The 20,651-nt window shown below is 70.2% G+C and carries 18 protein-coding genes and 1 tRNA gene; 9 read left to right on the top strand and 10 right to left on the bottom strand.

The genetic code is table 11. The features are described from left to right. Window positions 1–5: 5 nt before the first annotated feature. Both LVO85_RS03310 and LVO85_RS03305 read right to left on the bottom strand, forming a co-directional pair. Window positions 6–827 (bottom strand): dCTP deaminase, encoded by an 822-nt coding sequence (locus tag LVO85_RS03310; protein ID WP_232745960.1) that lies wholly within the window; start codon window positions 825–827, stop codon window positions 6–8. Further along, window positions 811–1,272, bottom strand: coding sequence for an NUDIX hydrolase (locus LVO85_RS03305; protein WP_332875402.1), 462 nt, complete (start codon window positions 1,270–1,272; stop codon window positions 811–813). The genes LVO85_RS03310 and LVO85_RS03305 overlap by 17 nt, the downstream gene beginning before the upstream one ends. Before the next feature lie 692 nt (window positions 1,273–1,964). Here LVO85_RS03305 and LVO85_RS03300 point away from each other — a divergent pair. After that, entirely contained in the window at window positions 1,965–2,864 is a 900-nt protein-coding gene (locus tag LVO85_RS03300; protein WP_232745958.1) for a DNA adenine methylase, read from the top strand. Here LVO85_RS03300 and LVO85_RS03295 read toward each other — a convergent pair. From LVO85_RS03295 to LVO85_RS03280, 4 genes are all read right to left on the bottom strand, one after another. Continuing rightward, window positions 2,821–4,335: a hypothetical protein gene (locus tag LVO85_RS03295; RefSeq protein ID WP_232745957.1), complete on the bottom strand. Its 1,515-nt coding sequence runs from the start codon at window positions 4,333–4,335 to the stop codon at window positions 2,821–2,823. The two genes, LVO85_RS03300 and LVO85_RS03295, sit on opposite strands and share 44 nt — an antisense overlap. A gap of 420 nt (window positions 4,336–4,755) precedes the next feature. Continuing rightward, window positions 4,756–8,574, bottom strand: a complete 3,819-nt coding sequence (mobF, locus tag LVO85_RS03290; protein WP_232745956.1) for a MobF family relaxase — start codon at window positions 8,572–8,574, stop codon at window positions 4,756–4,758. A gap of 605 nt (window positions 8,575–9,179) precedes the next feature. Beyond that, a tRNA-Pro gene (locus LVO85_RS03285) sits at window positions 9,180–9,256 on the bottom strand. A 95-nt stretch (window positions 9,257–9,351) separates the two neighbouring features. Continuing rightward, on the bottom strand, window positions 9,352–10,287 hold the full coding sequence (locus tag LVO85_RS03280; RefSeq protein ID WP_232745955.1) for a metallophosphoesterase: 936 nt from the start codon (window positions 10,285–10,287) through the stop codon (window positions 9,352–9,354). Between the two features lie 62 nt (window positions 10,288–10,349). Between LVO85_RS03280 and LVO85_RS03275 the strand changes: the two genes are divergently transcribed. Beyond that, window positions 10,350–10,817 carry a GatB/YqeY domain-containing protein gene (locus tag LVO85_RS03275; RefSeq protein ID WP_232745954.1) on the top strand — a complete coding sequence of 156 codons (468 nt, stop codon included), beginning with the start codon at window positions 10,350–10,352 and terminating at the stop codon, window positions 10,815–10,817. A 43-nt stretch (window positions 10,818–10,860) separates the two neighbouring features. On the opposite strand, the gene LVO85_RS03270 is transcribed toward LVO85_RS03275, so the two are convergent. Next, the gene (locus tag LVO85_RS03270) at window positions 10,861–13,320 is read right to left on the bottom strand and encodes a transglycosylase domain-containing protein (RefSeq protein ID WP_232745953.1); all 2,460 of its coding nucleotides are present in this window, start codon (window positions 13,318–13,320) and stop codon (window positions 10,861–10,863) included. A 10-nt stretch (window positions 13,321–13,330) separates the two neighbouring features. Next, entirely contained in the window at window positions 13,331–14,116 is a 786-nt protein-coding gene (locus LVO85_RS03265) for an alpha/beta hydrolase family protein (protein WP_232745952.1), read from the bottom strand. A 64-nt stretch (window positions 14,117–14,180) separates the two neighbouring features. Here LVO85_RS03265 and LVO85_RS03260 point away from each other — a divergent pair, with 64 nt between their 5' ends. From LVO85_RS03260 to LVO85_RS03240, 5 genes are read left to right on the top strand one after another with little or no spacing between them, the layout of a single operon-like run. After that, on the top strand, window positions 14,181–15,443 hold the full coding sequence (locus tag LVO85_RS03260; protein WP_232745951.1) for an NAD(P)/FAD-dependent oxidoreductase: 1,263 nt from the start codon (window positions 14,181–14,183) through the stop codon (window positions 15,441–15,443). Window positions 15,444–15,485: 42 nt separating this feature from the next. Next, a complete protein-coding gene (locus tag LVO85_RS03255; RefSeq protein ID WP_232745950.1) occupies window positions 15,486–15,644 on the top strand; it encodes a DUF4177 domain-containing protein in 159 nt (52 codons plus the stop codon). Continuing rightward, window positions 15,641–16,114, top strand: a complete 474-nt coding sequence (locus LVO85_RS03250; RefSeq protein ID WP_232745949.1) for a RidA family protein — start codon at window positions 15,641–15,643, stop codon at window positions 16,112–16,114. Before LVO85_RS03255 ends, LVO85_RS03250 begins: the two co-directional genes overlap by 4 nt. 10 nt (window positions 16,115–16,124) lie before the next feature. Then, on the top strand, window positions 16,125–16,988 hold the full coding sequence (locus LVO85_RS03245; RefSeq protein WP_232745948.1) for an NUDIX hydrolase: 864 nt from the start codon (window positions 16,125–16,127) through the stop codon (window positions 16,986–16,988). Between the two features lie 3 nt (window positions 16,989–16,991). Further along, complete coding sequence (locus LVO85_RS03240) at window positions 16,992–17,816, top strand: MBL fold metallo-hydrolase (protein ID WP_408637664.1); 825 nt, start codon at window positions 16,992–16,994, stop codon at window positions 17,814–17,816. A gap of 10 nt (window positions 17,817–17,826) precedes the next feature. On the opposite strand, the gene LVO85_RS03235 is transcribed toward LVO85_RS03240, so the two are convergent. Further along, window positions 17,827–18,504 carry a Crp/Fnr family transcriptional regulator gene (locus LVO85_RS03235; RefSeq protein WP_232745947.1) on the bottom strand — a complete coding sequence of 226 codons (678 nt, stop codon included), beginning with the start codon at window positions 18,502–18,504 and terminating at the stop codon, window positions 17,827–17,829. Between the two features lie 71 nt (window positions 18,505–18,575). Here LVO85_RS03235 and nth point away from each other — a divergent pair, with 71 nt between their 5' ends. Both nth and LVO85_RS03225 read left to right on the top strand, forming a co-directional pair. Further along, entirely contained in the window at window positions 18,576–19,322 is a 747-nt protein-coding gene (gene nth, locus LVO85_RS03230) for an endonuclease III (protein ID WP_232745946.1), read from the top strand. A gap of 11 nt (window positions 19,323–19,333) precedes the next feature. Continuing rightward, window positions 19,334–19,945: an NUDIX hydrolase gene (locus LVO85_RS03225; RefSeq protein WP_232745945.1), complete on the top strand. Its 612-nt coding sequence runs from the start codon at window positions 19,334–19,336 to the stop codon at window positions 19,943–19,945. Between the two features lie 14 nt (window positions 19,946–19,959). Here LVO85_RS03225 and LVO85_RS03220 read toward each other — a convergent pair whose 3' ends face one another. Continuing rightward, complete coding sequence (locus LVO85_RS03220; protein ID WP_232745944.1) at window positions 19,960–20,481, bottom strand: phage holin family protein; 522 nt, start codon at window positions 20,479–20,481, stop codon at window positions 19,960–19,962. Window positions 20,482–20,651: the final 170 nt, after the last annotated feature.

Raw genomic sequence — 20,651 nt, 5'->3', positions numbered from 1 at the left:
TCCAGTCAGCCTTTGCGTCGTAGGTTGGTAGCGAACCACGTGAGCAGCCAAAAGCCGAGGTTCGACACGATTCCAAGAACCACCGCCGCCACAATTCCGAGTCGCTCTTCCCGCCCGAAGGCCAACGCGATGACGCCAACAAGTGTCGTCAGGTACACCGCGGCGGCGAGGAGCAATCGTCGCTCGTATCGAAAGACCCGTTCGACCACGGCCCCGAAGTCAGGACCATATGCTCGAACTACCTCAGCCGTCGGGTCTTCTATGCGTTTGTCGTCTTTTATTTCTTGTGGCGTCAGCTTGAGGTCGTGCCTTATTGGCCAAATGTGAGTTTGGTATCCGTGCTGACCGTCGTATGGCCGTGAAACGTCGTGGTGCAGTCGCACGAATTCGATCTTCGCTATCGTCATGCCAGGAGGGATTCTTAAGTAATCATTAGATGCGTTGATCAAGACTATCCCGAGTTTACCGGAGAAACCAGGGTCGGCGTATGTGTTGACTGGCACCACCCCTAGGCTAAAAAGTTGACCTTTACTTAACACCCGCCCCAAAATGTCGGGCGGAAGTTGCAGCTCTTCCTCCGTAATGAAGACCAAGATCTGCTTGGGCTTCAGCAATATGTTGCCGTCGGCTCCGGCCTGCCGGGGACGGTCAGGCGCGGCCAAGTCGTAGTACGTCTCTGACGCGCTCAACTCATAACAGGCCTGTTTGATCCGCGCCTCACTGAACCCATTGACGATTAATCGGCCCTCATGGGCCAGTGCGATAATGTCCGCATCCGTAAGCGTGCCCTTTGGCGCATCTGGGGAACCGTTAGCTGTTGTGTTCATTTTTCTCGCCGATCCGTTCCGGGGTTGCACTCAATGATAACTGTAGTTCTTCTAGAAATCGCCGAGTTGCAGTTCCCATAGGCATCCGAGTCGCATTTTTCAGTCCTGCCCACTGGGTTTCTAGCAGCTCATCTGTATCGGGATGTATGGCCAGCCGGTCTCCAAGCCTGCCTACGAAGAAGTACACCGTTCCTTCAACTAAATCGGCTGGCTGGCTTCCGAAGAGGATCAGGTCTTCATGTGAGATTTGAAGTCCGAGTTCCTCGGATAGCTCTCTATGGATGGCCTCTTCAGGAGACGCGTCGTATGGATGGATCTTGCCACCAGGCGGTTGCCAGAGATTGGGGAAGCTTCGGGTGCGCACGAGAAGGACACTTGACCCACGTAGCAACGCAGCGACGGCGACGTCTCCCGCCTTCCCTGGCGTCGGTGGCTCGGTAAGCACGAGCCAAGGGTGGCACACCTGTCTGTGGTCTTCAGAGGTCCCGCCGGGCGATGTGCTGCTGGTGCCTGTGCCTCACCAGGGACGAAGACGTTTGGCCATACCTTGGTGCAGGGGTCCTCAGAAGCCTGCACCGCAGTGAAGTTCGCTCTGGCAAGGGTCACCGTTGACGAGGTTCGGGTGCCCAGTGGGAGGGGGAGAGGACATGGTCGTCGCGGACGACAGGGTGGGGCAGTACCCGACGTGGCCATGTCACCTCCCTGCTGCATACTTGTGAACCTTGGCGACGGTTGTCGCCGCCCTCCTAGCACTGAGACGGAGGTGTGCTGTACGAGCCGCGGGCTCGCCGTTGGGCCGTGACCCGTCGTGTCTTCAGATCGCATGCCCAGTCGACCCGCCGCTGATGGGTTGGACCTTCAACACGCCGTCGATAGGCTCCCAAAAGCTAGGAGTGACAGCTATAACTGTCACGTGAACGTGCGCATCCCCGACTGGGCCGACTCCGTGGCTGACCTCGAAGACGACGCTCTGCAGGACCTCAGCATGCAAGTCCGCCTCGAGCGGCTGCGTCGAGACAAGAGTTGGGGGCAGTGTGCAGTCTGCGGAACACCATTCCCAGCGCGTGCAGACGCTCGATACTGCTCAGGGCGCTGTCGGACCGCCGCCTATCGTCAGCGCCTTCATCAGGCAAGAGCGTGAGAACGAACGTCCGGGTGGCCGCGGGGCGCCGCTTTGGCACCTTATCGCCCTTGCGCTATCCCGGTGGGAAGGCGTCGCTTGCCGGGCTGTTTGCCGATCTGATAGCTGAGTTATGCGCCACAGATGTCACGTACGTCGAGCCTTACGCAGGTGGGGCGGGCGCTGGCATCGCATTGCTTCGCGAAGGGTGCGTCGAGAAGCTCGTTATCAACGACATCGACCCGGCTGTCTTCGCCTTTTGGAAGTCTGTAACCGAGGAGAACGCGGCGTTCCTTGACTGGGTCAACAGTGTTCCACTGACCCTTGAGGAGTGGCAAAAACAACGCGCGATATATCGCAACAAATCCAGCGACGCTTTTACGCTTGGCAGAGCCTTCTTCTACCTCAACCGCACCAACAGGTCCGGTGTGCTCAACGCGGGTGTGATTGGCGGGAAGGCCCAGCAGGGCAAATACAAGATCGATGCACGGTTCAATCGGGCCACTCTGACTGAACGACTTGCAGCGATCGGCAGGCTAGCGCCGGCTATAGAGGTCTCGGACCTTGACGGACGCAGCGTGATCCGACGCTACGGCAGCAACCGATCGACTTTCATGTACATCGACCCGCCATACATCCAGGCTGGATCGCAGCTTTATCTGAACGCTTTTGATGGGCGCGATCACCGGGCTCTGTCCAAGGTGGTGAACGAAATAGCCACGGCTGACTGGCTGATGACCTACGACCTCGCGCCTCTAGCAGAAGGCCTTTACGTTGGCCATTTCCAGGCGACGCTCGACCTCAACTACTCGGCGAGGTATCCCGGCCGGGCTGAGGAACTCCTGGTCGCATCACCTGCGGTGGCCGACATCCTCAAGAGGCGGGCCCGCTTGCCGGCGGCCGAAGAAGGTGCCTGAGCAGCGGCTCAAGCAGCCCAAACGCGGCGTGTACCTGCTTGGTATCGACCAGGAGATCAGCGCTGTGTGAGGCCAGGTTGAACCATTGGGCGCTCCCTGGCACTCCCGTTCCACCGGACTGGATGCGGTTAATTGAGTGCTGAAGGCTCTTGGTCTTCCCGTACGCCGAAATGACGACCTTGATCGTCTCGCTGAGCTGTCCGACGGCAGGGGTTGAGGTGCCTTCAAAGTGGAACTTGATGGTGGTCTCCAACACCGAGCGCAGCAGGAGCGCGGCCGCGACAGGGTTCTCCTTAAGGTTCACCTTGCGCAGCTCGTGATAGCGGCGCTGCAGGTTGGCCGAAGTGTGGGTGGTGTAGTCAAGACCCGTGAGTGACAGTGTGGCCTTGGTGTCGGGGTGGTTGGGGCCGCGGCCATCTGCACTGCCCGACTCCCGCTCGTCGTCTGACGCAGTGTCGGTGCTGCCTTGGTCCGGCGCGTCGGCCCCCGATGGGCTGCCACTGTTCGGCCGATCGTCCGGGTTGGCTACCTCCGACGTGGTCTCCTGGTCGGCACTGCCGCTAGCCTCGTCCTGTCGAGCGTCATCGCGATTACCGGCGAGCTCGGCGACCAGTACGGCATGCTCGGGGGTCGCCTTCTTGAACTCGGTTGAGCGAGTGTTGAGCCGCTTCGCACGGAACTCGATCATGAGGTACTCAATCGCCGCGCGCTGTTGGTCGGTGAGGTCAGCAGCGATCGCCTCAGGACGTTTTGTGGTTGGGCGCACGTGACCGTCGATGTTGAAGGAAACGCCGATCGCTTCCGCGATGTCGGCGCTGCGGTAAGCATACTCGAACGCTGACATCGCCAGTCCGGGGCCCGTAACGTAGTTGCGAAGACTCGGATCCCGGTAGGCGACCCCGGACAGGAACCGTCGCATCTCGGCCATCTTGATGAACCTGACCACGTCGACGTCGGGATAGTCCGCCTTGATGTTGTCGACCGCAACGCCCGGACCGAGCAGGGAGTAGTAGTAGTTGGCCTGCTGGTCGCGGCTCCAACGCTTTTTCGGCACAGTGGTATGCAGTCGGGCGATGTGGGGATTCGCTGCCTCCCGTGACGGGGCGACCAGGACTCGGATGGCCTTGGGCAGGTCCTCGGCCTCTACGGCGTACCGCTTCAGCAGCATTCTCAAGTCGTGCGCGTGCGAAGGGACGCTGTTCGGGTCGAGGAGGCCCTTTAGCGCGCTGACCCGGCGATTGCCCTCAAGCACGACGTATGCGCCGTCCTCCTCAACAGCGATCGGGACCTCGTTGTCGAAGTAGCCGTCTCGCAGAATCAGTTTCGCCGCGCCTAAGACGTCTTCCTCCGCGAAGAGGTAGTTCAAGGCGGCTGCCTCGTCGTCGGGACGCGTGGGGATCCGATAGTTGGCGAGGTCGAGCAACAGGTCTCCGACGTCGACCTCCAACATTGGCAACTGCACGTAAGTCATCGCATCCCTTCCCTCCGGCGGCGGACCGAGCATGTCACGAAAGGGAGTCCTGTTGTCGAAGAACTGCCGATTGGGGTGTCGGCAACCCTCTCGAAGTGAGCGCCGACGCCCTGCATTGCGTTCAGTCGGCCGCCGGCGCGAAGGCGTCATCGCTGAGCTCGATCATCGCCACGTCTAGCAGCCGAGCGACGGGATGCCATCCGACAGGGCGGGTTTGCAGACTTTGACCACATGGCCAGCGGCGTTGTCCCGCTTGCTCTGCACGAGGGTGCGTGATGACGCACAACGTCGCAACAACCGTTTCCACTGCTTTCGGCGGTGGCCGAGGCTCGGAGGATGACGTTCACCTAGGCGCCCTGTATTCGGCATGTCGCGATGTATCGACCACCGTCTCGCGGGGTCGTCGCCGGTCAGGGCCGGTCACCAGGAGGGTCCGGTCACGTCGCGTGAGGGGTGTTGGTGGAGCCGATGGAGCTCGGCTTGTCGCTGGCTGGTTCGTAGCTTCCACCGCTCAGCGTCTGCCGTCGGTCTGCCGAAGACCGAAGACGGTGCGCTGAGTCGCCGGTTGAGTCGGGTCTGGTGTCTGGCTGCGTCGGGTTCCTTCGTGGGTGGACCGGTGGGGGTGGGCTCGGTGGGTGGGATGCCGTGGGCGGCGCGATAGACGGCGAGGTCGCCGATCAGCTGGTCGTCGACGTGCGGGGGCAGCGCCCGTTGCCAGGGCGTGCGGTTAGCGGCACCGGCCTGCTGGGCCTCGTCGGTGACCCGGTGCTTGAGCATGTCGACTCGGTGGGTGAGCCGGTCGAGATAGTCGCTGGTCTGCGCGTCCTGTCGTAGGACGGGTGGGATGTCGGGAAGCCAGGGCAGCGGCGCGTCCCGGTACGACGGCGAGGTAGCGCCGGCGACGCGCCAGGCCAGGGCGGCGGCGGGGTCGTCGGCCTCAGTGAGGGACTGCATGCCGCGGTACCAGGTGGTTTGCTCGACCACGGTCTCCGGGTGGGTCCCGTCGACCCAGTGCAGCGCGAGCTGTCCCCGCAGGTGCGGGTACGCCGGTTGCTGCGTGAGGCCGGGGATCCACCGGTCCAGCGCGTCGTCCAGCGCAGCCATCCGCTCACCTCCGAGGTGCTGCTGGGCCAGGACCGGAAGGGCGTCCTGGTAGGCCAGCACCGCCTGCCGCAGCTCTCGTGCGGCGTCGCCCCGCTCGACGGTCATCGCGGACTGTGCACGGCCGTCCCGGGCGAGGATGTCGGTGAGCACCTCCCGTGGGTCGGCCGCAGGCTCCGCCACCTTCGGGCCAACACCGTCCAACGTTGGCGTGGGGGACCCGAGGTAGAGGTGGTTTGTCTGCCGGCCGCGGGACAGGGCCACGTACAGCCCCTGACGGGTCTCAACCCCGGTGAGGACGGTGTGGGTGGTGTCCACGGTGGCGCCCTGCGCGCCATGGATCGTGCTGGCATACCCCAGCTGCACATGTGCGGCCACGTACCCCGCGGGGAGGTCGGCGCGAGCGGTGCTGCTTCTGGCTCTGGTGTCGTGGCGTTCCACGCGGACGCTGCCGTCGGGGTGGCAGGCGAGGACGTGCCACCGGTCGCCGTTCTTGACCGAGGACCCGTCCCCGACGCCCAGGCGCCGGTCGTTGAGACGTGTGATGACGGTGTCGCCTGCGCTGACTCGGGTGCCGTCAACCAGGGCCACCTCGCGCCCGGGTGGTCGACCGGTGGCGGCGTGGCGGTCCTGGCGTGCGCGTTGGTTGAGGTCGCGGACGGTGTCCCGTGTCGCCGCGAGCAGCAGGCTCGAGAGCCCGGCCTGCTGGTCGGCGGCCCAGGCGGCGTATGCCGCGTCGGTCGCCGTGCCTAGGTCGCCGGTGTGAACGCGGCCGCGGTCGAGGTAGTGGTCCAGGGCGGCGGGGTCACCGTCGCGGATAGCGAGGGTGGCGGCGCCTTCGGCGGGGTCGGTGAACCGGTGAAGCTCGGACAAGTTGGCGGTGGTGCCGTGCGCGTGGCCCTGCTCGGCCAGGTCAGCGAACACGCCGCCGGCGGCGACGGCGGCCAGCTGCTGGTCGTCCCCGACCAGTCGCACACTGCCACCGGCCCCGACGACATGCCTCACGACGGCCGCGAGGTCGCGGGTGCCGGCCATCCCTGCCTCGTCGATCACCACCAACGTCCCCGGCCCCACGTTCGGGCCCACCTGGTGCCCGTGGCCGGGACCGTCCGCGGCGTTGCGCGTGGTCTGGTGAAGGTACTTGGCGAGCGTGTCCCCGGGGACGTTGGTGGCGCGGCCGAGCTGGTCAGCCGCCACCGCGGTCGGTGCCAGTCCCAGGACGGTGCCCCCGGATACCTCCCACGCCCGCGCGAGGACACGCAGCGCGGCGGTCTTGCCAGCCCCGGCCGGGGCGAGCGCGACCTGCACCCGGCACCCGCTCGTGGCCAGGTTGCGCACCATGGCGGCCTGGGACCGGTCCAGGCTGAGCCCGTCCGCGTTCTGGCCGATCAGGACGGCGTCCACCACTGCGGGGCTCACCTGCCGGCCGTCCCGGCGCTGGCCCAACGTCAACAGTTCCTCTTCGGCGGCCAGGATCGCCCGGGACGTGTACGCCTGGCTGCCGTGCACCGTGTGGGCGGACTGACCGTCCGGGCGGCGCAGCACCTCAGGCTCGCCCAGCTCCGGTGGCACCCCGACGGGCACGGACAGCCCGGTCAGGACGTGCCGCTCCACGTCCCGCACATAGTCGTCGAGGTCCGTCCGCGGCACCTGTGCGGCGCGCGCCTGACGCAGGGCCTCGGCCCGGACGTGCCACACCTGCCACGTCGCCCTCGACCCCTCCAACACCTCCCGGACCCGGTCGGCGACGTCCTGGGGACCCACGCCCCCACACCGCCGCTCCCGGTCGCGTCCCTGGAGCGTCCCCACCCGCTGACCTGCGGTGATGCCCCCGTCCCCACCGCGTTCCCGGTTGCGTCCCTGGTGCGTCCCCACCACCGCAGCGATGAGCTTGGCGACGGCCTCGTCCCCACCGCCCCCGCCCCCGGCGTACAGGGCGCTGGCCTGCGCCCACCACTCCCGCCGCTGCTCGGCCTCGGACCGTGGTTGGTGTTTGGCCGGGCGGGTCTCCAGGTTCGCCTGCTGCGCCAACGACAACGACTCAATAGCCGTCGGGGCCCGGCCGTGCTCGCCCCGGAACACCGACACCAGGTCTTGCTGGCGGAGCTCGATGGCGTGCCGGCGGCTGGACCACACCGCGAGCAGCCCGGCGTCCATGCCGGCGATCTCCCGCACCGGCCTACGCCCCTGCGGGCCGGGGCGGTCCACGAACCGGACCCCGAGCCGGTCGACCAGGCTCGCTTCGAGGTGGGTGTTGTAGTGCTCGGAGGCCATGACCTTGGCCTTGAACAGCATCCGCCCGTCCAGCGTCAACCACCGGCCTCCCTCCTCGGGCAACGACTGGACCTTGTTGGAGACGACGACGTGGGTGTGCAGGTCCGGGTCCCCGGTGCGCGAGTCGCGGTGGTCGAACGCCGCCGCCACCAACCCGACCACGGGCACCTGCCGGATGCCACCCTTCCCGACCCGCGTGAACGACACCTCCTTCTCCAGCATCGCCAACGTCGCGCGGACCGCGTCCTCGTGCGCCGCCTCCACCTGCTTCGCAACGTCAACCGGGGCGAGGGCCCACAGCGCCGAGACCGACTTCACCGGCGAGAACGTCAGGTCATATCCCGCGACCGGGACCTGCGCCGGCCGCGACGCCGACGCGACAAACGTCGTCAGCTCGCCCTCATCCACCGGCGCCCGGCCGTGACGGTCCACGAACACCTCGCGGGCGACCTGGGTGCGGATCACCGCCCGCACCTCCGCCGCGATCGGGTGGTTCCAGGCCAACCCCTGGGCGGTGTTGTGGTCACTGAACGCCCGCGCGATCACCTGCCGCAAGGTCGTTGCGTCGAACGTCGGGAACGCCCGCCCCAACCCACCCCACCCACGCTCAGCCGCCTCTGGTTCGTCGGCGCGGGGGTGCCGGCCCTGCCCGAACAGCAGCTTCATCTGCTCCTCGGTGACCACATCCCCCACGGTCAGGTCCAGACCGGCCAGGCCGGTACCGAGCCAACGCCCCGGTGCCTCGCCCTTCTCCTCGTAGTAGGAGGCGAGCCCGACCTGCCGTTTCTCCGTGGCGTCGTGGGCGGCGACCTGCTTCGTCAGGTACGTGTACCCGCTCCCGGCGGCGAGCTTGTGCAACGTCATCACACCTCCCAATGCGGAGCAGCAGCCCTCTGGGGGTCACCCAGACTGCGACAGATTTCGCCGAGTGCACCAGGTGTGTCCTTATCGAGCGCAGCGAGGACTGAGGTGACCGTCGGCGAAGGCTGAGAGCGCGGCAGGGGGATGTGCGTGCGCGGGCAAGCGGTCGCGGTGGTCCTCGGGCGAGGACCGGGAGGCTGCGCTCGACTGGACGCTGTGGTCGGCTGACGAGGTGAGTGTGCTGGCGCTGTGCGGTCTGCCTGGGTCGAGGCCTACGAATCTGAGCGGGCAGTCACGGTCTCAGCGCCTGCCGGGTCCCTGGGAACGTCGCGTGCCTGACGGCGACCACGCACGTGACCGACGTCGAGGTGGTGCACAGCTGTGGGCATCGCCCATCATGGGGCTGGAAGTGCCACGCGGTGCACGGCCGGACCTGCGGGCGGTGGCGCTCGGATCAGGCACCGGCCGGGCTGGCCACCCGGGGGTCCGGGGGGGCTCACCGAGCCGACTGGTGGACGGCGAATCTCAAGGCACGCTCAAGGCACGACCGGGAAAACAGAAGGGCCGTTGAACCTGCGTTTGCGCAGGTCAACAGCCCTTTTGTGCCATGGTCGGGGTGACAGGATTTGAACCTGCGACCTCTTCGTCCCGAACGAAGCGCGCTACCAAGCTGCGCCACACCCCGTGGCACGCGCCCTGATGGGCGCGTAGCGACGGCAAGGATAGCCCACGGGTGAGGGCCCGGCCGAATCGTCCGGGCGAGGGTGTTGCCGGAGGGTGTCAGTCGCGGGGCACCAGGGTGAGCAGCGTCGCCTCGGGCCGGCAGGCGAGCCGGAACGGGGAGTAGGGCGAGGCGCCGAGGCCGGCGGAGACGTGCAGGTATGCGGCGTCGGCCGGGGCCTCGTCGCTGGGGGTGGACCCCGCGCCCTCCCACCACCGGGACAGCCCCTTGACGCGCCCGGTGTCCAGGTCGCAGTTGGTCACCAGGGCACCGTGGAAGGGCACGCAGACCTGCCCTCCGTGGGTGTGGCCGGCGACGAGCAGGGCGGCGCCGTCGCGGGCCATGGCGTCCAGCACGCGCTGGTAGGGCGCATGGCAGACCCCGATGGTGAGGTCGGCGTCGGCAGCCGCCGGGGCGGAGACGAGCGGGTAGCGGTCGTAGCCGAGGTGCGGGTCGTCGACCCCGACGAGCTCGAGGTCCAGGCCGGCGACCGGCAGGCGGGCACGGGCGTTGTCGAGGTCGGTCCAGCCGGCCTGGGTGAACCCCCGGACGAGGTCGTGCGTCGGCAGCCTGCGACGCGTCAGCTCGGACCCGCGCCGGTGGCTGTCGTCGAAGTAGCGCAGCGGGTTCTTGGGCACGGGCGGGAAGTAGTCGTTGGACCCGAGCACGAAGGCGCCCGGACGGTGCAGCAGGGGGCCGTAGGCGTCGAGCACGGCGGGTACGGCCGCCAGGTGCGCCAGGTTGTCACCGGTGCTGATGACCAGGTCGGGCTCGAGCGCGTCCAGCCCACGCAGCCAGTCGGCCCGGTAGTCCTGCCCCGGGACCAGGTGCAGGTCGGTGACGTGCAGGACGCGCAGCGCCGCCGACCCCGGCGGCAGTACCGGCACCTCGGCCCGGCGCAGCACGAAGGCCCGCGGCTCTACCAGGGTGCTCCAGGCCAGGACGCCGGCGCCGAGGCCGACGACCCCCGCGGTGAGGGCGGTTGCAGGGTGCATGCGGTGATCCTGCCAGCACAACGGTGGGTGGACCCAGCCCGGTCGGTGAGATCATGGCGCCCATGACCGACACGACGCCCGGCCTCAAGGCCACCCTCCAGCACGACCTGCACACCGCCATCCGCGAGCAGGACAAGGTCCGGTCCGGGACCCTGCGCATGGCGCTCACCTCGGTCACCAACGAGGAGGTCGCCGGCAAGGCGCACCGCGAGCTGAGCGATGCCGACGTCATCGGCGTGCTGACCAAGGAGGCCAAGCGCCGCCGGGAGGCCGCCACGGCCTACACGGACGCTGGCCGCCCCGAGCTGGCCGCGCGGGAGGAGGCCGAGCTGGCCGTGCTGGAGGCCTACCTGCCGGCCCAGCTGGACGACGCCACCCTCGACCGGATGGCGGCCGAGGCCGTGACCGAGGTCGGCGCGAGCGGTATGCAGCAGATGGGCCAGGTCATGAAGGTGCTCCAGCCGCGGGTGGCCGGCCAGGCGGAAGGCGGCCGGGTCGCCGCCGCCGTGCGACGGGCGCTGCAGGCCTGAGGCGCCGGCTCAGCACCGACGGCTCAGCACCCGGGTCGTCGGCTCAGCCGTTGCCGTTGCCGGCCCCGGTGCCGCCGCCCTCACCGAGGCTGCTGGGGGGCGGGGCGTTCTGCCCGCCCGAGACGAAGATCTCGAGGGGGTCGCCCGACCGGGTCCGTGAGCCGGCGCCGGGGGAGGTGTAGAGCACCGTGCCCTCGGGCGACCCGGAGGCCACCCGGATCGCCGTCCCGGCGAGCCCTGCGTCGGCCAGCTCGTCCTGGGCCTCGTCCACCTGCAGGCCACTGACGTCCGGCACGGTGCGCTGCTCGCCCTCGAGCATGGTCTGGGAGGGCTCGTCGAACTGCTGGACGTCCACGCCCTGCAGCGCGTCCTCCATGAGCACCTTCCACATCGGAGCGGCGAGCTTGGAGCCGTAGAGCTGGCCCTCGACGTTGTAGTCACCCAGCCTGATGTCACGCAGGTTGCCGTCGTACTTCTCGCCCGGTGAGCCGATCCAGACCGCCGTGGAGACCTGCGGGGTGTAGCCGGCGAACCAGGTGTGCTTGGACTCGTCCGCGGTGCCGGTCTTGCCCCCGGCGGGCTGGCCGCTGTCCAGCACGGCACGGAAGCCGGAGCCGTTGAGGCTCACCACCTCCTGCATGAGCTCGGCGGCGCCGGCGGCCACGTCCTCGTCGATGACCTGCTCGCACTCCTGCACCGGGATCGGGATCTCCTCACCGTTGGAGTCGACGATCTGCTCGACGGGCACCGGCGGGCAGTAGAGGCCGCCGGAGGCGATCGTCGCGTAGGAGTTGGCCACGGTGAGCGGGCTGGCGTTGTCGGACCCGAGGACGAACGTGGGGGGCACCCCGGCCCCGCCCGCACCGAACGCGTCACCGTCGGCGCTGGTGAGACCCATCTTGCTCATCGTGTCGCGGATGTTGCAGGTGCCGACCTGGGTGGCCATGGTCGCGAAGGCGGTGTTGACCGAGGCGGCGGTCGCCCGGCGCAGGCTGATGAGCGGGTCGTGGTTGGCGTCCTCCGCGTTGCGCACGCTCCAGTAGTCGGTGCCGATCGTGCACTCGCTCTCGAAGTCCTCGGGGAAGAAGATGCCGGCGGGGTGGGTGCTGCCCTCGGGGCTGGTCACCGGGTCGTCCGGGTTCTCCAGCCAGGCCCCGGTGGAGTCCACGGTCTCCGGCTCGCGGATCGCCAGGTTCGTCTCCACCGGGGTGCCCCGCTCCAGGGCGGCGATGATGCTGAAGGCCTTCGCGATCGAGCCGATGTGGAAGCCCGAGCTGCCCCCGTAGCGTCCGTCGACGCTCCAGTTGACCGAGGTCGCGGTCAGCCGGTCCTCCGACTCCTGCAGGGCGTAGTCGGAGGACTGGCCGATGGCCAGCACCTTGCCGGTCCCCGGCTCGACCATCGCCACGGCACTGCCCAGGAGGTACTCGTTCTCCTGGGGGGTGAACTCGCGGGTGGTCTCCCGGACGAGCTGCGACAGCTCCGGGTCGAGGGTGGTGGTGATCGTCAGGCCACCGGTGGTGAGCTTGGCCTCGCGCTCGTCCCGCGTGGCACCGAGGGCGTCGCTCTGCAGCAGCCACTCCGTGACGTAGTCGCAGAAGTAGGGGTGGGCGGAGTTGAGGCAGGAGCGCTGGCTGTCGCGCAGGTTGAGCTCCAGCTCCGACTCGCGAGCCTCGCGGTAGGCCTTCTCCGAGATCATCTCGTTGTCGTACATCCGGTCCAGCACGACGTTGCGGCGGGCGACGGCTGCCTCGGGGTTGTTGACCGGGTCGGTCACGCCGGGTGCCCGGACGACACCGGCGAGGAGCGCAGCCTGCGGCAGGTTCAGCTCGCTGGCCCGCACCCCGAAGTAGTGCCGGGCCGCCGCCTCGACGCCGTAGGTGCGGTCGCCGTAGTAGGCCAGGTTGAGGTAGCCCTCGAGGATCTCGTCCTTGGTCAGCCGGTCCTCGAGCGTGACGGCGTACTTCATCTCGCGCAGCTTGCGGACGTAGCCGTCGATCCCGCTGCGGGCCTGCAGCGCGACCAGGGCGTCGCTGTCGCCCTTCTGCCGGGCCTCCTCCTGCAGCGAGAGCTTGACGTACTGCTGGGTCAGCGTGGAGCCACCCTGGGTGTCGTCGGTGGTCGCGTTCGTCACGAACGCCCGGCCGAGGCCCTGCAGGTCGACACCGCCGTGCTCGTAGTAGCGCTCGTCCTCGATCGCGACCTGGGCGAGCTGCATCACCTCGGCGATCTGGTCGAGCTCGACGATGATGCGGTTCTCCTGGGCAGGCGTGGCGATGAGGTCGCCGTTGGCCGCCTCGATGCGCGACTGCTGTGCCAGGGGGTTGGACTCGAGGTCGCCGGGCAGCTCCTCGAACATGCCGACGCCCTCGCGTGCCGCCGACCCGGCGGACCCGACGAGGGGCAGCAGGAGGCCGGCCCCGATCAGACCCATGAGCACCGAGATGGCCAGGAAGGCCCCGAGCAGGGAGGTCACCTTGGCCAAGGTCGTGGCAGTCCGCATAACTACCACATTACGGGGCGAGCCTGAGTGCGAGGTCAACGACGACACGCTCCACGACGTCGAACGCCGGTGAGCGCGGGTCGACCAGGTCGTAGTGCCCGGCGCCCTCGACCAGCGTCAGCATGTCGGTGCCCGGCCGTCCGGCGGCGGCCCACCACGAGCGGGAGACCTCCACCGGCACCTCGGTGTCCTCGGTGCCGTGGACCAGCCGCACCGGCACCGGGCACGAGCCGAGGCGGGCCGGGTCGGCTGCCTCACGCATCGCGGTGCGCTCCTCGGGTATGCCGGACAGCAGCGCCTGTGCCGCGCCGTCACCCAGCCCGAGCTGCGCGACCAGGGCCAGGTCGACGCAGCCGGCCAGCGACAGCACGCCACGGACGCCCTGCGCGGCGGGCTGGTGGGCGGCCCACAGTGCCAGGTGGCCACCGGCGGAGTGGCCCACGAGCACCACGGGGGTGTCCGGACCCGCCTCCGCGGCACGGGCGACCTGGACCGCCCGCGCCACGTCCAGACCGGTGCCCGGCCAGCCGCCTCCCGGCATCCCCGTGCGGCGGTACTCCACCAGCACCGCCCGGTGACCTCGTCCGGCCAGCCCGGCCGCGAGCGCGTGCAGGTGGGTGCGGTCGTGGCGTGCACGCCAGAACCCTCCGTGCACCAGGACCACGCAGACCCCCGACGCCTCGGTGCCGGGGCCCGGGTCGTGGACGTCGTACACCTCGTGCTCGCCCGGGCCGTAGTGGACGCTGCGGCTGGGTGGGGGAGCGGGGCGGGTGAGGACGTCCTCGGGCTCGGTCATCGGCACAGTCCACCCCGGCCGGGCCGGCGGGGCAAGGCCAGCCCGCGCTGGTAGCGTCCGCGGCATGGCTCACGGACCCGCAGCCCCCCGTCACGTCGTGGTGGTCGGAGCAGGGATCGCCGGACTGTCGACCGCGTGGTTCCTGCAGGACCACGGGGTCGAGGTCACCGTGCTCGAGCGCTCCGCGGTGGCCGCCGGTGCGTCCTGGGGCAACGCCGGCTGGATCACGCCGGGTCTGGCCATCCCGCTGGCGGAGCCCTCGGTGCTGCGGCACGGGCTCACCGCCCTCACCGACCCCGCGGCGCCCCTGCACATCCCCGCCTCCCCCGACCCCGGCCTGTGGTCCTTCCTGCTGAGGTTCGCCGTGCGCTGCACGATGCCCACCTGGCGGAGGACGATGGCCGCCCTGGTGCCGGTCAACCGTCAGGCGCTCGCGGCCTACGACGTGCTGGACGCCTCGCTGCCGGAGGACGTCCGCAGCCGCGCCCGCCCGATCATGGCCGCGTTCACCGAGCCCGAGCACGCCGAGGGCCTGCTGCACGAGTTCGAGCTGGTGCGCGCTGCCGGTCAGCAGCTCGACGCGCACGACATCGACGCCGCGGCGCTGCACGCGCTGGCCCCGACGCTGTCGGCGCGGGTGCGCAGGGCGGTGCGCATCGACGGCCAGCGCACGGTCGACCCGGGCAGGTATGTCGCGGCCCTAGCCCGCGTGGTGCGTGACCGCGGTGGCGACGTGCGGGTCGGCGCCGAGGTGCGGCGGCTGCGCCACGGCCCGGGTGGCATCGCCGTCGACGTGCTGGGGGGCACCCCGGTCTGCGCCGACGCGGTGGTGCTGGCCAGTGGTGCCTGGCTGCCCGAGCTCGCGCGTGGCTACGGCGTGCGGGTGCCGCTGCGCGCCGGGCGCGGCTACTCCTTCGCCCTCGACCAGCCGGAGGGGGAGCGGGTCGAGGTGCCTGTGTACTTCCCCCACCAGCGGGTCGTCGCCTCGCCCCTGGGCGACCGGCTGCGTCTGGGCGGCACGATGGAGTTCCGCCCGCCAGACGCCCCGCTGCAGCCGGCGCGCATCGACGCCATCGTCGCGGCGGCGCGGCCGCTGTTCCAGGGGCTGGACCTCGACCGCCGCCGGGAGGAGTGGGTCGGGTCCAGACCGGTCACGGTCGACGGTCTGCCGCTCGTCGGCCCCGTCCGCGCCCCCGGGGTGTGGGTGCACGGTGGGCACGGCATGTGGGGGATGTGCCACGGGCCGGCCACGGCGCGGCTGCTCGCGGACCGGATCGTCTCGGGTGTCGCCGCTCCGGAGCTGGCCGCCTTCGACCCGCTGCGCTGACCGGCCGCCCCGACGTCTGTGCGACGGGGCTAGAGTCGCCCCATGGCTTCATGGGAATACGCAACAGTGCCGTTGATCATCCACGCGACCAAGCAGATCCTCGACCAGTGGGGCTCCGAGGGGTGGGAGCTGGTCCAGGTCGTGCCCGGCCCGGACGGCGGGTCCAACCTCGTCGCCTACCTCAAGCGGGAGACGTCGTGAGCGCCGTCGAGGAGCGCCTGCAGGCGCTGGGCTTCAGCGTCCCGGAGGTCGCGGCCCCCGTGGCCGCCTACGTGCCGGCGATGCGGCAGGGAGAGCTGGTCTTCACCTCCGGCCAGCTGCCGTTCGTCGACGGCACGCTGCCGGCGACCGGCAAGGTCGGCGAGGGTGCAGGCCTGGTCGACCCGGCCGAGGCCAAGCGGCTGGCCGGGCTCTGCGCGCTCAACGCCATCGCTGCGGTCAAGTCCGTCGTCGGTGACCTCGACCGGGTGACCCGGGTGGTCAAGGTCGTGGGCTTCGTGGCCAGCGACCCGGCCTTCACGGGGCAGCCCGGCGTCATCAACGGCGCCAGCGAGCTGCTGGGTGAGGCATTCGGCGAGGCCGGCGTGCACGCCCGCTCCGCGGTCGGGGTCGCCGTCCTGCCCATGGACACCCCGGTCGAGGTGGAGATCACCGTCGCCGTCCGCGGCTGAGGACGACGCGGTGCACCGGGACTTCCCGATGCCGGGCCCGCTCGTCGCCTCCGCGCGGGCCTGGCTCGCGGACCCCTCGCGGGGGGCGCCGCAGGCCAGGCCCTCGGCCAGCGTCCTGCTGCTGCGCGACGGCGCCGACGGGGTCGAGGTCTTCGCGTTCCGCCGCGCCGCCACCATGGCGTTCGCGCCGGACGTCATGGCCTTCCCCGGTGGCGGTGTCGACCCCCGGGACGCCGACGCCGACCCGCCGTGGGCCGGACCGTCGGCCCAGCACTGGGCACGGGCCCTCCACCTCCCGGAGCCGCAGGCCCGACAGGTGGTCCTCGCGGCCGCGCGGGAGCTCTTCGAGGAGTGCGGGGTGCTACTGGCCGGCCCGCACGGCGACGACCTCGTGGGTGAGCTCGACGACCCCTCGTGGCACGCCGACCGGCAGGGCCTGCTGTCCCGCAGCCACTCCTTCGCCGAGCTCCTCACCGCACGGGGACTCGTGCTGCGCAGCGACCTGATGAGCCACGTGGGCCACTGGGTCACGCCGGTGTGTGAGCCCCGGCGCTACGACACCCACTTCTTCGCCGCGGCGATGCCGCAAGGGCAGGAGGCCGACGGCCACACCACCGAGGCGGCGCAGGCTCGCTGGGTGCCGGCCGCGCAGATGCTGGCGGAGCAGGCCGCCGGACACGAGGACATGCTGCCGCCCACCCAGGTGCTGGCCGAGCAGCTCGTGGCCGCCGGGTCGGTCGCCTCCTTCCTGGGCTCGGTCCGCCCGGTGCGCAGGGTCCAGCCCTGGCCCGTCGAGCACGCCGGGTCGCTGTGGATGCGCGCGCCCGTGGACGCCGACGGCGACGGGGTCCTTGACGCGCCGGACGAGGGCTGAGCGGTGCGGTCGGGCACCGCCGGCACGGCACCGGCCTGGGAGGGCGGGGCCTGGGGCGAGCGGGCGTGGTGCCGTCTGTGCCCCAACCCCTCACCGATGACGCTCGACGGCACTAACACCTGGGTGCTGCGCGAGCCTGGTGCCGACGTGGCCGTGGTGGTCGACCCCGGGCCGCTCGACGAGGGTCACCTGGCCCGGGTCCTGCACGACGTCGACGCCGCCGGCGCCCGGGTGGGCCTGGTCCTGCTCACGCACCACCACGCCGACCACGCCGAGTCCGCGTCGCGGTTCGCAGAGCTCACCGGGGCCCCGGTGCGTGCGGCGGGCCGGGGGCACGACGACCTGGCCGACGGCGAGGTCATGGTGGTCGGCGGGCTGGAGCTGCTGGTGGTGGCCACCCCAGGTCACACGGCCGACTCCGTCAGTCTCCTGCTGCCCCGTGAGCAGGTGATGCTCACCGGAGACACCGTGCTCGGACGAGGCACCACCGTGGTCGCCCACCCGGACGGCGAGCTCGCGGCATACCTGGCCTCGCTGGAGCGTCTGTCGCGGCTCACCGGCAGTGGTCAGGTGACGAGCATCGCGCCCGGGCACGGCCCGGTCGTGCCCGACGCGGAGGGCACGGTGCGCTACTACCTCGAGCACCGCCGTGAGCGCCTGGCCCAGGTGCGCGAGGCCGTCCGTGGGGTGGGCGACGTCCCGCGGGAGGCGGGAGAGGACCTCGCCGACCTCGTGGTGCGCACGGTGTATGCCGACGTGCCCCGCGAGGTGTGGCCGGCGGCACGGCTCAGCGTGCTCGCCCAGCTGGCCTACCTCGACGAGGGGTGAGTGAGCGCCGTCAGCGAGCCCGGCGGCGCAGCCGGTCGAGGTCGAGGAGCGTCACCGACTTGGCGCCCAGGCTGAGCCAGCCCCGTCCGGCGAAGTCGGCCAGGGCCTTGTTGACGGTCTCGCGGGAGGCGCCGACGAGCTGGGCCAGCTCCTCCTGGGTGAGGTCGTGCCGGACCCGGACGCCACCCTCGGCGGGCTGCCCGAAGCGTCCCGCGAGGTCGAGCAGCGCCTTGGCCACCCGGCCGGGAACGTCCGTGAAGACCAGGTCGGACAGGCCCTCGTTGGTGCGCCGCAGACGGCGGGCCAGGCCGGCCAACATCTGCATCGCCACCTCGGGGTGGTCGGCGAGGAAGGCCCGCAGGTCCTTGTTGTCCAGGCCGATGAGCTCGGTGTCGGAGACCGCCGTCGCGCTGGTCAGGCGGGGGCCGGGGTCGAACAGGCTGAGCTCGCCGAACATCTCGCCCGGCCCCAGCACCGACAGCAGGCTCTCCCGTCCGTCGCTGCTGGCCCGGCCGAGCTTCACCTTGCCCGAGATGATGACGTAGAGCGAGTCCCCACGGTCCCCCTCGTGGAAGAGCTGCTCCCCGCGCGCCAGCATGCGTGGGGACATCGAGGTGACCAGGCGCTCGGCAGTGTCCTCGTCCAAGGCGGCGAAGAGGGGCGCTTTCATCACGATCTGACTGTCCACGCTCGACATACTGCCACCAATGTGACGAATCAGGCAGGGGTGTGTCGCCGTGCCGACGTAGGCTGCCCGACGTGACGACCCCTTCGGCACCCCGTCCCCCACGCCGTGCCCTCGACGTGTCCGGCGAGTCCGCGCTGGCCCTCAAGCGTCGGGCGCGCCGGACCTACCGCCTCCTCGCGCAGCGCTACCCGGATGCCCACTGCGAGCTGGACTTCGCCGACCCCTACCAGCTCCTCGTGGCCACGGTGCTGTCCGCGCAGACCACCGACGTGCGGGTCAACGGGGTCACCCCGACGCTGTTCGCGCGCTACCCCGACGCCCGTGCACTGGCAGGTGCAGCCCGCGAGGACCTGGAGGCGGTCATCCAGCCGACCGGCTTCTTCCGGGCCAAGTCCGAGTCCCTGCTGCGCCTGGGCGCGGCGCTCGTGGAACGCTTCGACGGGGAGGTGCCGGGCCGGCTCGGCGACCTGGTGACCCTGCCGGGGGTCGGTCGCAAGACCGCCAACGTCGTGCTCGGCAACGCCTTCGGGGTGCCCGGCATCACGGTGGACACGCACTTCGGCCGCCTCGTGCGGCGGCTGGGGTGGACCGACCTGGAGGACCCGGTCAAGGTCGAGCACGAGGTCGGTGCGCTCTTCCCGCCGCGGGAGTGGACCCAGCTCTCCCATGTGCTGATCTTCCACGGGCGTCGCACCTGCCACGCCCGCCGTCCCGCCTGCGGGGCCTGCCCGGTCGCCGCGCTGTGTCCTTCCTACGGTGTCGGCGAGACCGAGCCGGAGGCGGCGCGTGCCCTGCTCAGGACGGGGCCGCCGCGGTGAGGCCGTCGTGGATGGACGAGCTCATCGACCGGGTGGGCACGGTCCCGGGGGAGTGGTTCAGCCGTTTCCTGCCGCCCGAGGGCGGCGGGCGGCGCGAGTCGGCGGTGCTGATGCTCTTCGGGGTCGCTCACGACGGCCGCACCGAGGTGGTGCTGACCGAGCGCTCGCACAGCATGCGCTCCCACCCTGGCCAGGTGTCCTTCCCCGGCGGTGGCCGGGAGCCCGGCGACCCCGACCTGGCCGCCACGGCGCTGCGGGAGGCGCACGAGGAGATCGGGCTGGAGCGTGCGGGAGTGGAGGTCGTCGCCCAGCTGCCGGCGCTGCACATCCCGGTCAGCGGCTACGACGTGACCCCGGTGCTCGCGTGGTGGCAACGGCCGGCGCCGGTCTGGGTGCGCCAGCCCGAGGAGGTGGCGCAGGTGCTGCGGGTGCCGGTCGACCACCTGGTCGACCCGCGGCGCCGCTTCCTGGTGCGGCACCCGAGCGGGTTCGTCGGGCCGGCCTTCGACGCGGAGGGCCTGCTGGTCTGGGGGTTCACCGGTGGCCTGCTGGACAAGGTGCTCGACCTGGCCGGGCTGACCCAGGAGTGGGACCGCGGCGACGTGCGTGACCTGTCGGCCTGAGACCCGCGACCGGGTCAGGCGTGCCGCGACTCCGTGGCCGCGGTGGCGCCCGACGTCGCGACAGCGGGCCCGACGCCGGCGGGCGCCGGCTGGTCAGGCTTCCGAGCGGGCGGCTTGACCACGGCGACCGTCTTCTGGGCGTTGTCGATCGCCTTGACCGGCTTGCCCTGCACCTTGCCGACCTGCTTCTTGCCCACCAGGGCCAGGATCCCCGCGACGAGGAAGAGCGCGACGGCGACGATGAGCAGCCCCGCCCACAGCGGCAGACCGGCCGCCGCCAGCCCCCAGGCGGCGGCCAGGAGGAGCAGACCGAAGCCGTAGGCGGACAGCGCCGCGGCACCGACGAACATCCCGATGCCCTTGCCGGCGTGCGTGACGTCCTGCGTGATCTCGACCTTGGCCAGCTCGATCTCGCTGCGCACGATCGCGGACATGTCGGCGGAGGCGTCAGCGACCAGCTGGCCGATGGTGCGCTCGGGCACGACCCCCTGCGGCGGCGAGGGCGGCGCGTCTGTCGACTCTGCTGAGGTAGCCATGGCGCGACTCTATCTGGTCGTCCCTGGGCTCGCCGGACGAGCGACGCCTCGCCTCAGGACGCGTGCGGAGGGAGGAGCCCGAAGCAGGGACCGGACGTTGTTGGTGCCCACCCGACACCCCCTGTTTGTGTCGGGTGGGCACCCATCGACGCTGCACCGGTCCCGTGACA

Source organism: Ornithinimicrobium sediminis, assembly GCF_021272345.1.
GTDB lineage: Bacteria > Actinomycetota > Actinomycetes > Actinomycetales > Dermatophilaceae > Ornithinicoccus > Ornithinicoccus sediminis_B.
This window is presented reverse-complemented; position numbering and strand designations above follow the sequence as displayed.

Bases quoted from the DNA above. Each gene is read 5' to 3' on its own strand.
- LVO85_RS03265 (WP_232745952.1), bottom strand. From the start codon at position 14,116: ATGACCGAGCCCGAGGACGTCCTCACCCGCCCCGCTCCCCCACCCAGC.
- LVO85_RS03220 (WP_232745944.1), bottom strand. From the start codon at position 20,481: ATGGCTACCTCAGCAGAGTCGACAGACGCGCCGCCCTCGCCGCCGCAG.
- LVO85_RS03275 (WP_232745954.1), top strand. From the start codon at position 10,350: ATGACCGACACGACGCCCGGCCTCAAGGCCACCCTCCAGCACGACCTG.
- LVO85_RS03310 (WP_232745960.1), bottom strand. From the start codon at position 827: ATGAACACAACAGCTAACGGTTCCCCAGATGCGCCAAAGGGCACGCTT.
- LVO85_RS03260 (WP_232745951.1), top strand. From the start codon at position 14,181: ATGGCTCACGGACCCGCAGCCCCCCGTCACGTCGTGGTGGTCGGAGCA.
- LVO85_RS03270 (WP_232745953.1), bottom strand. From the start codon at position 13,320: ATGCGGACTGCCACGACCTTGGCCAAGGTGACCTCCCTGCTCGGGGCC.
- LVO85_RS03225 (WP_232745945.1), top strand. From the start codon at position 19,334: ATGGACGAGCTCATCGACCGGGTGGGCACGGTCCCGGGGGAGTGGTTC.
- LVO85_RS03280 (WP_232745955.1), bottom strand. From the start codon at position 10,287: ATGCACCCTGCAACCGCCCTCACCGCGGGGGTCGTCGGCCTCGGCGCC.
- mobF (WP_232745956.1), bottom strand. From the start codon at position 8,574: ATGACGTTGCACAAGCTCGCCGCCGGGAGCGGGTACACGTACCTGACG.
- LVO85_RS03255 (WP_232745950.1), top strand. From the start codon at position 15,486: ATGGCTTCATGGGAATACGCAACAGTGCCGTTGATCATCCACGCGACC.
- LVO85_RS03295 (WP_232745957.1), bottom strand. From the start codon at position 4,335: ATGACTTACGTGCAGTTGCCAATGTTGGAGGTCGACGTCGGAGACCTG.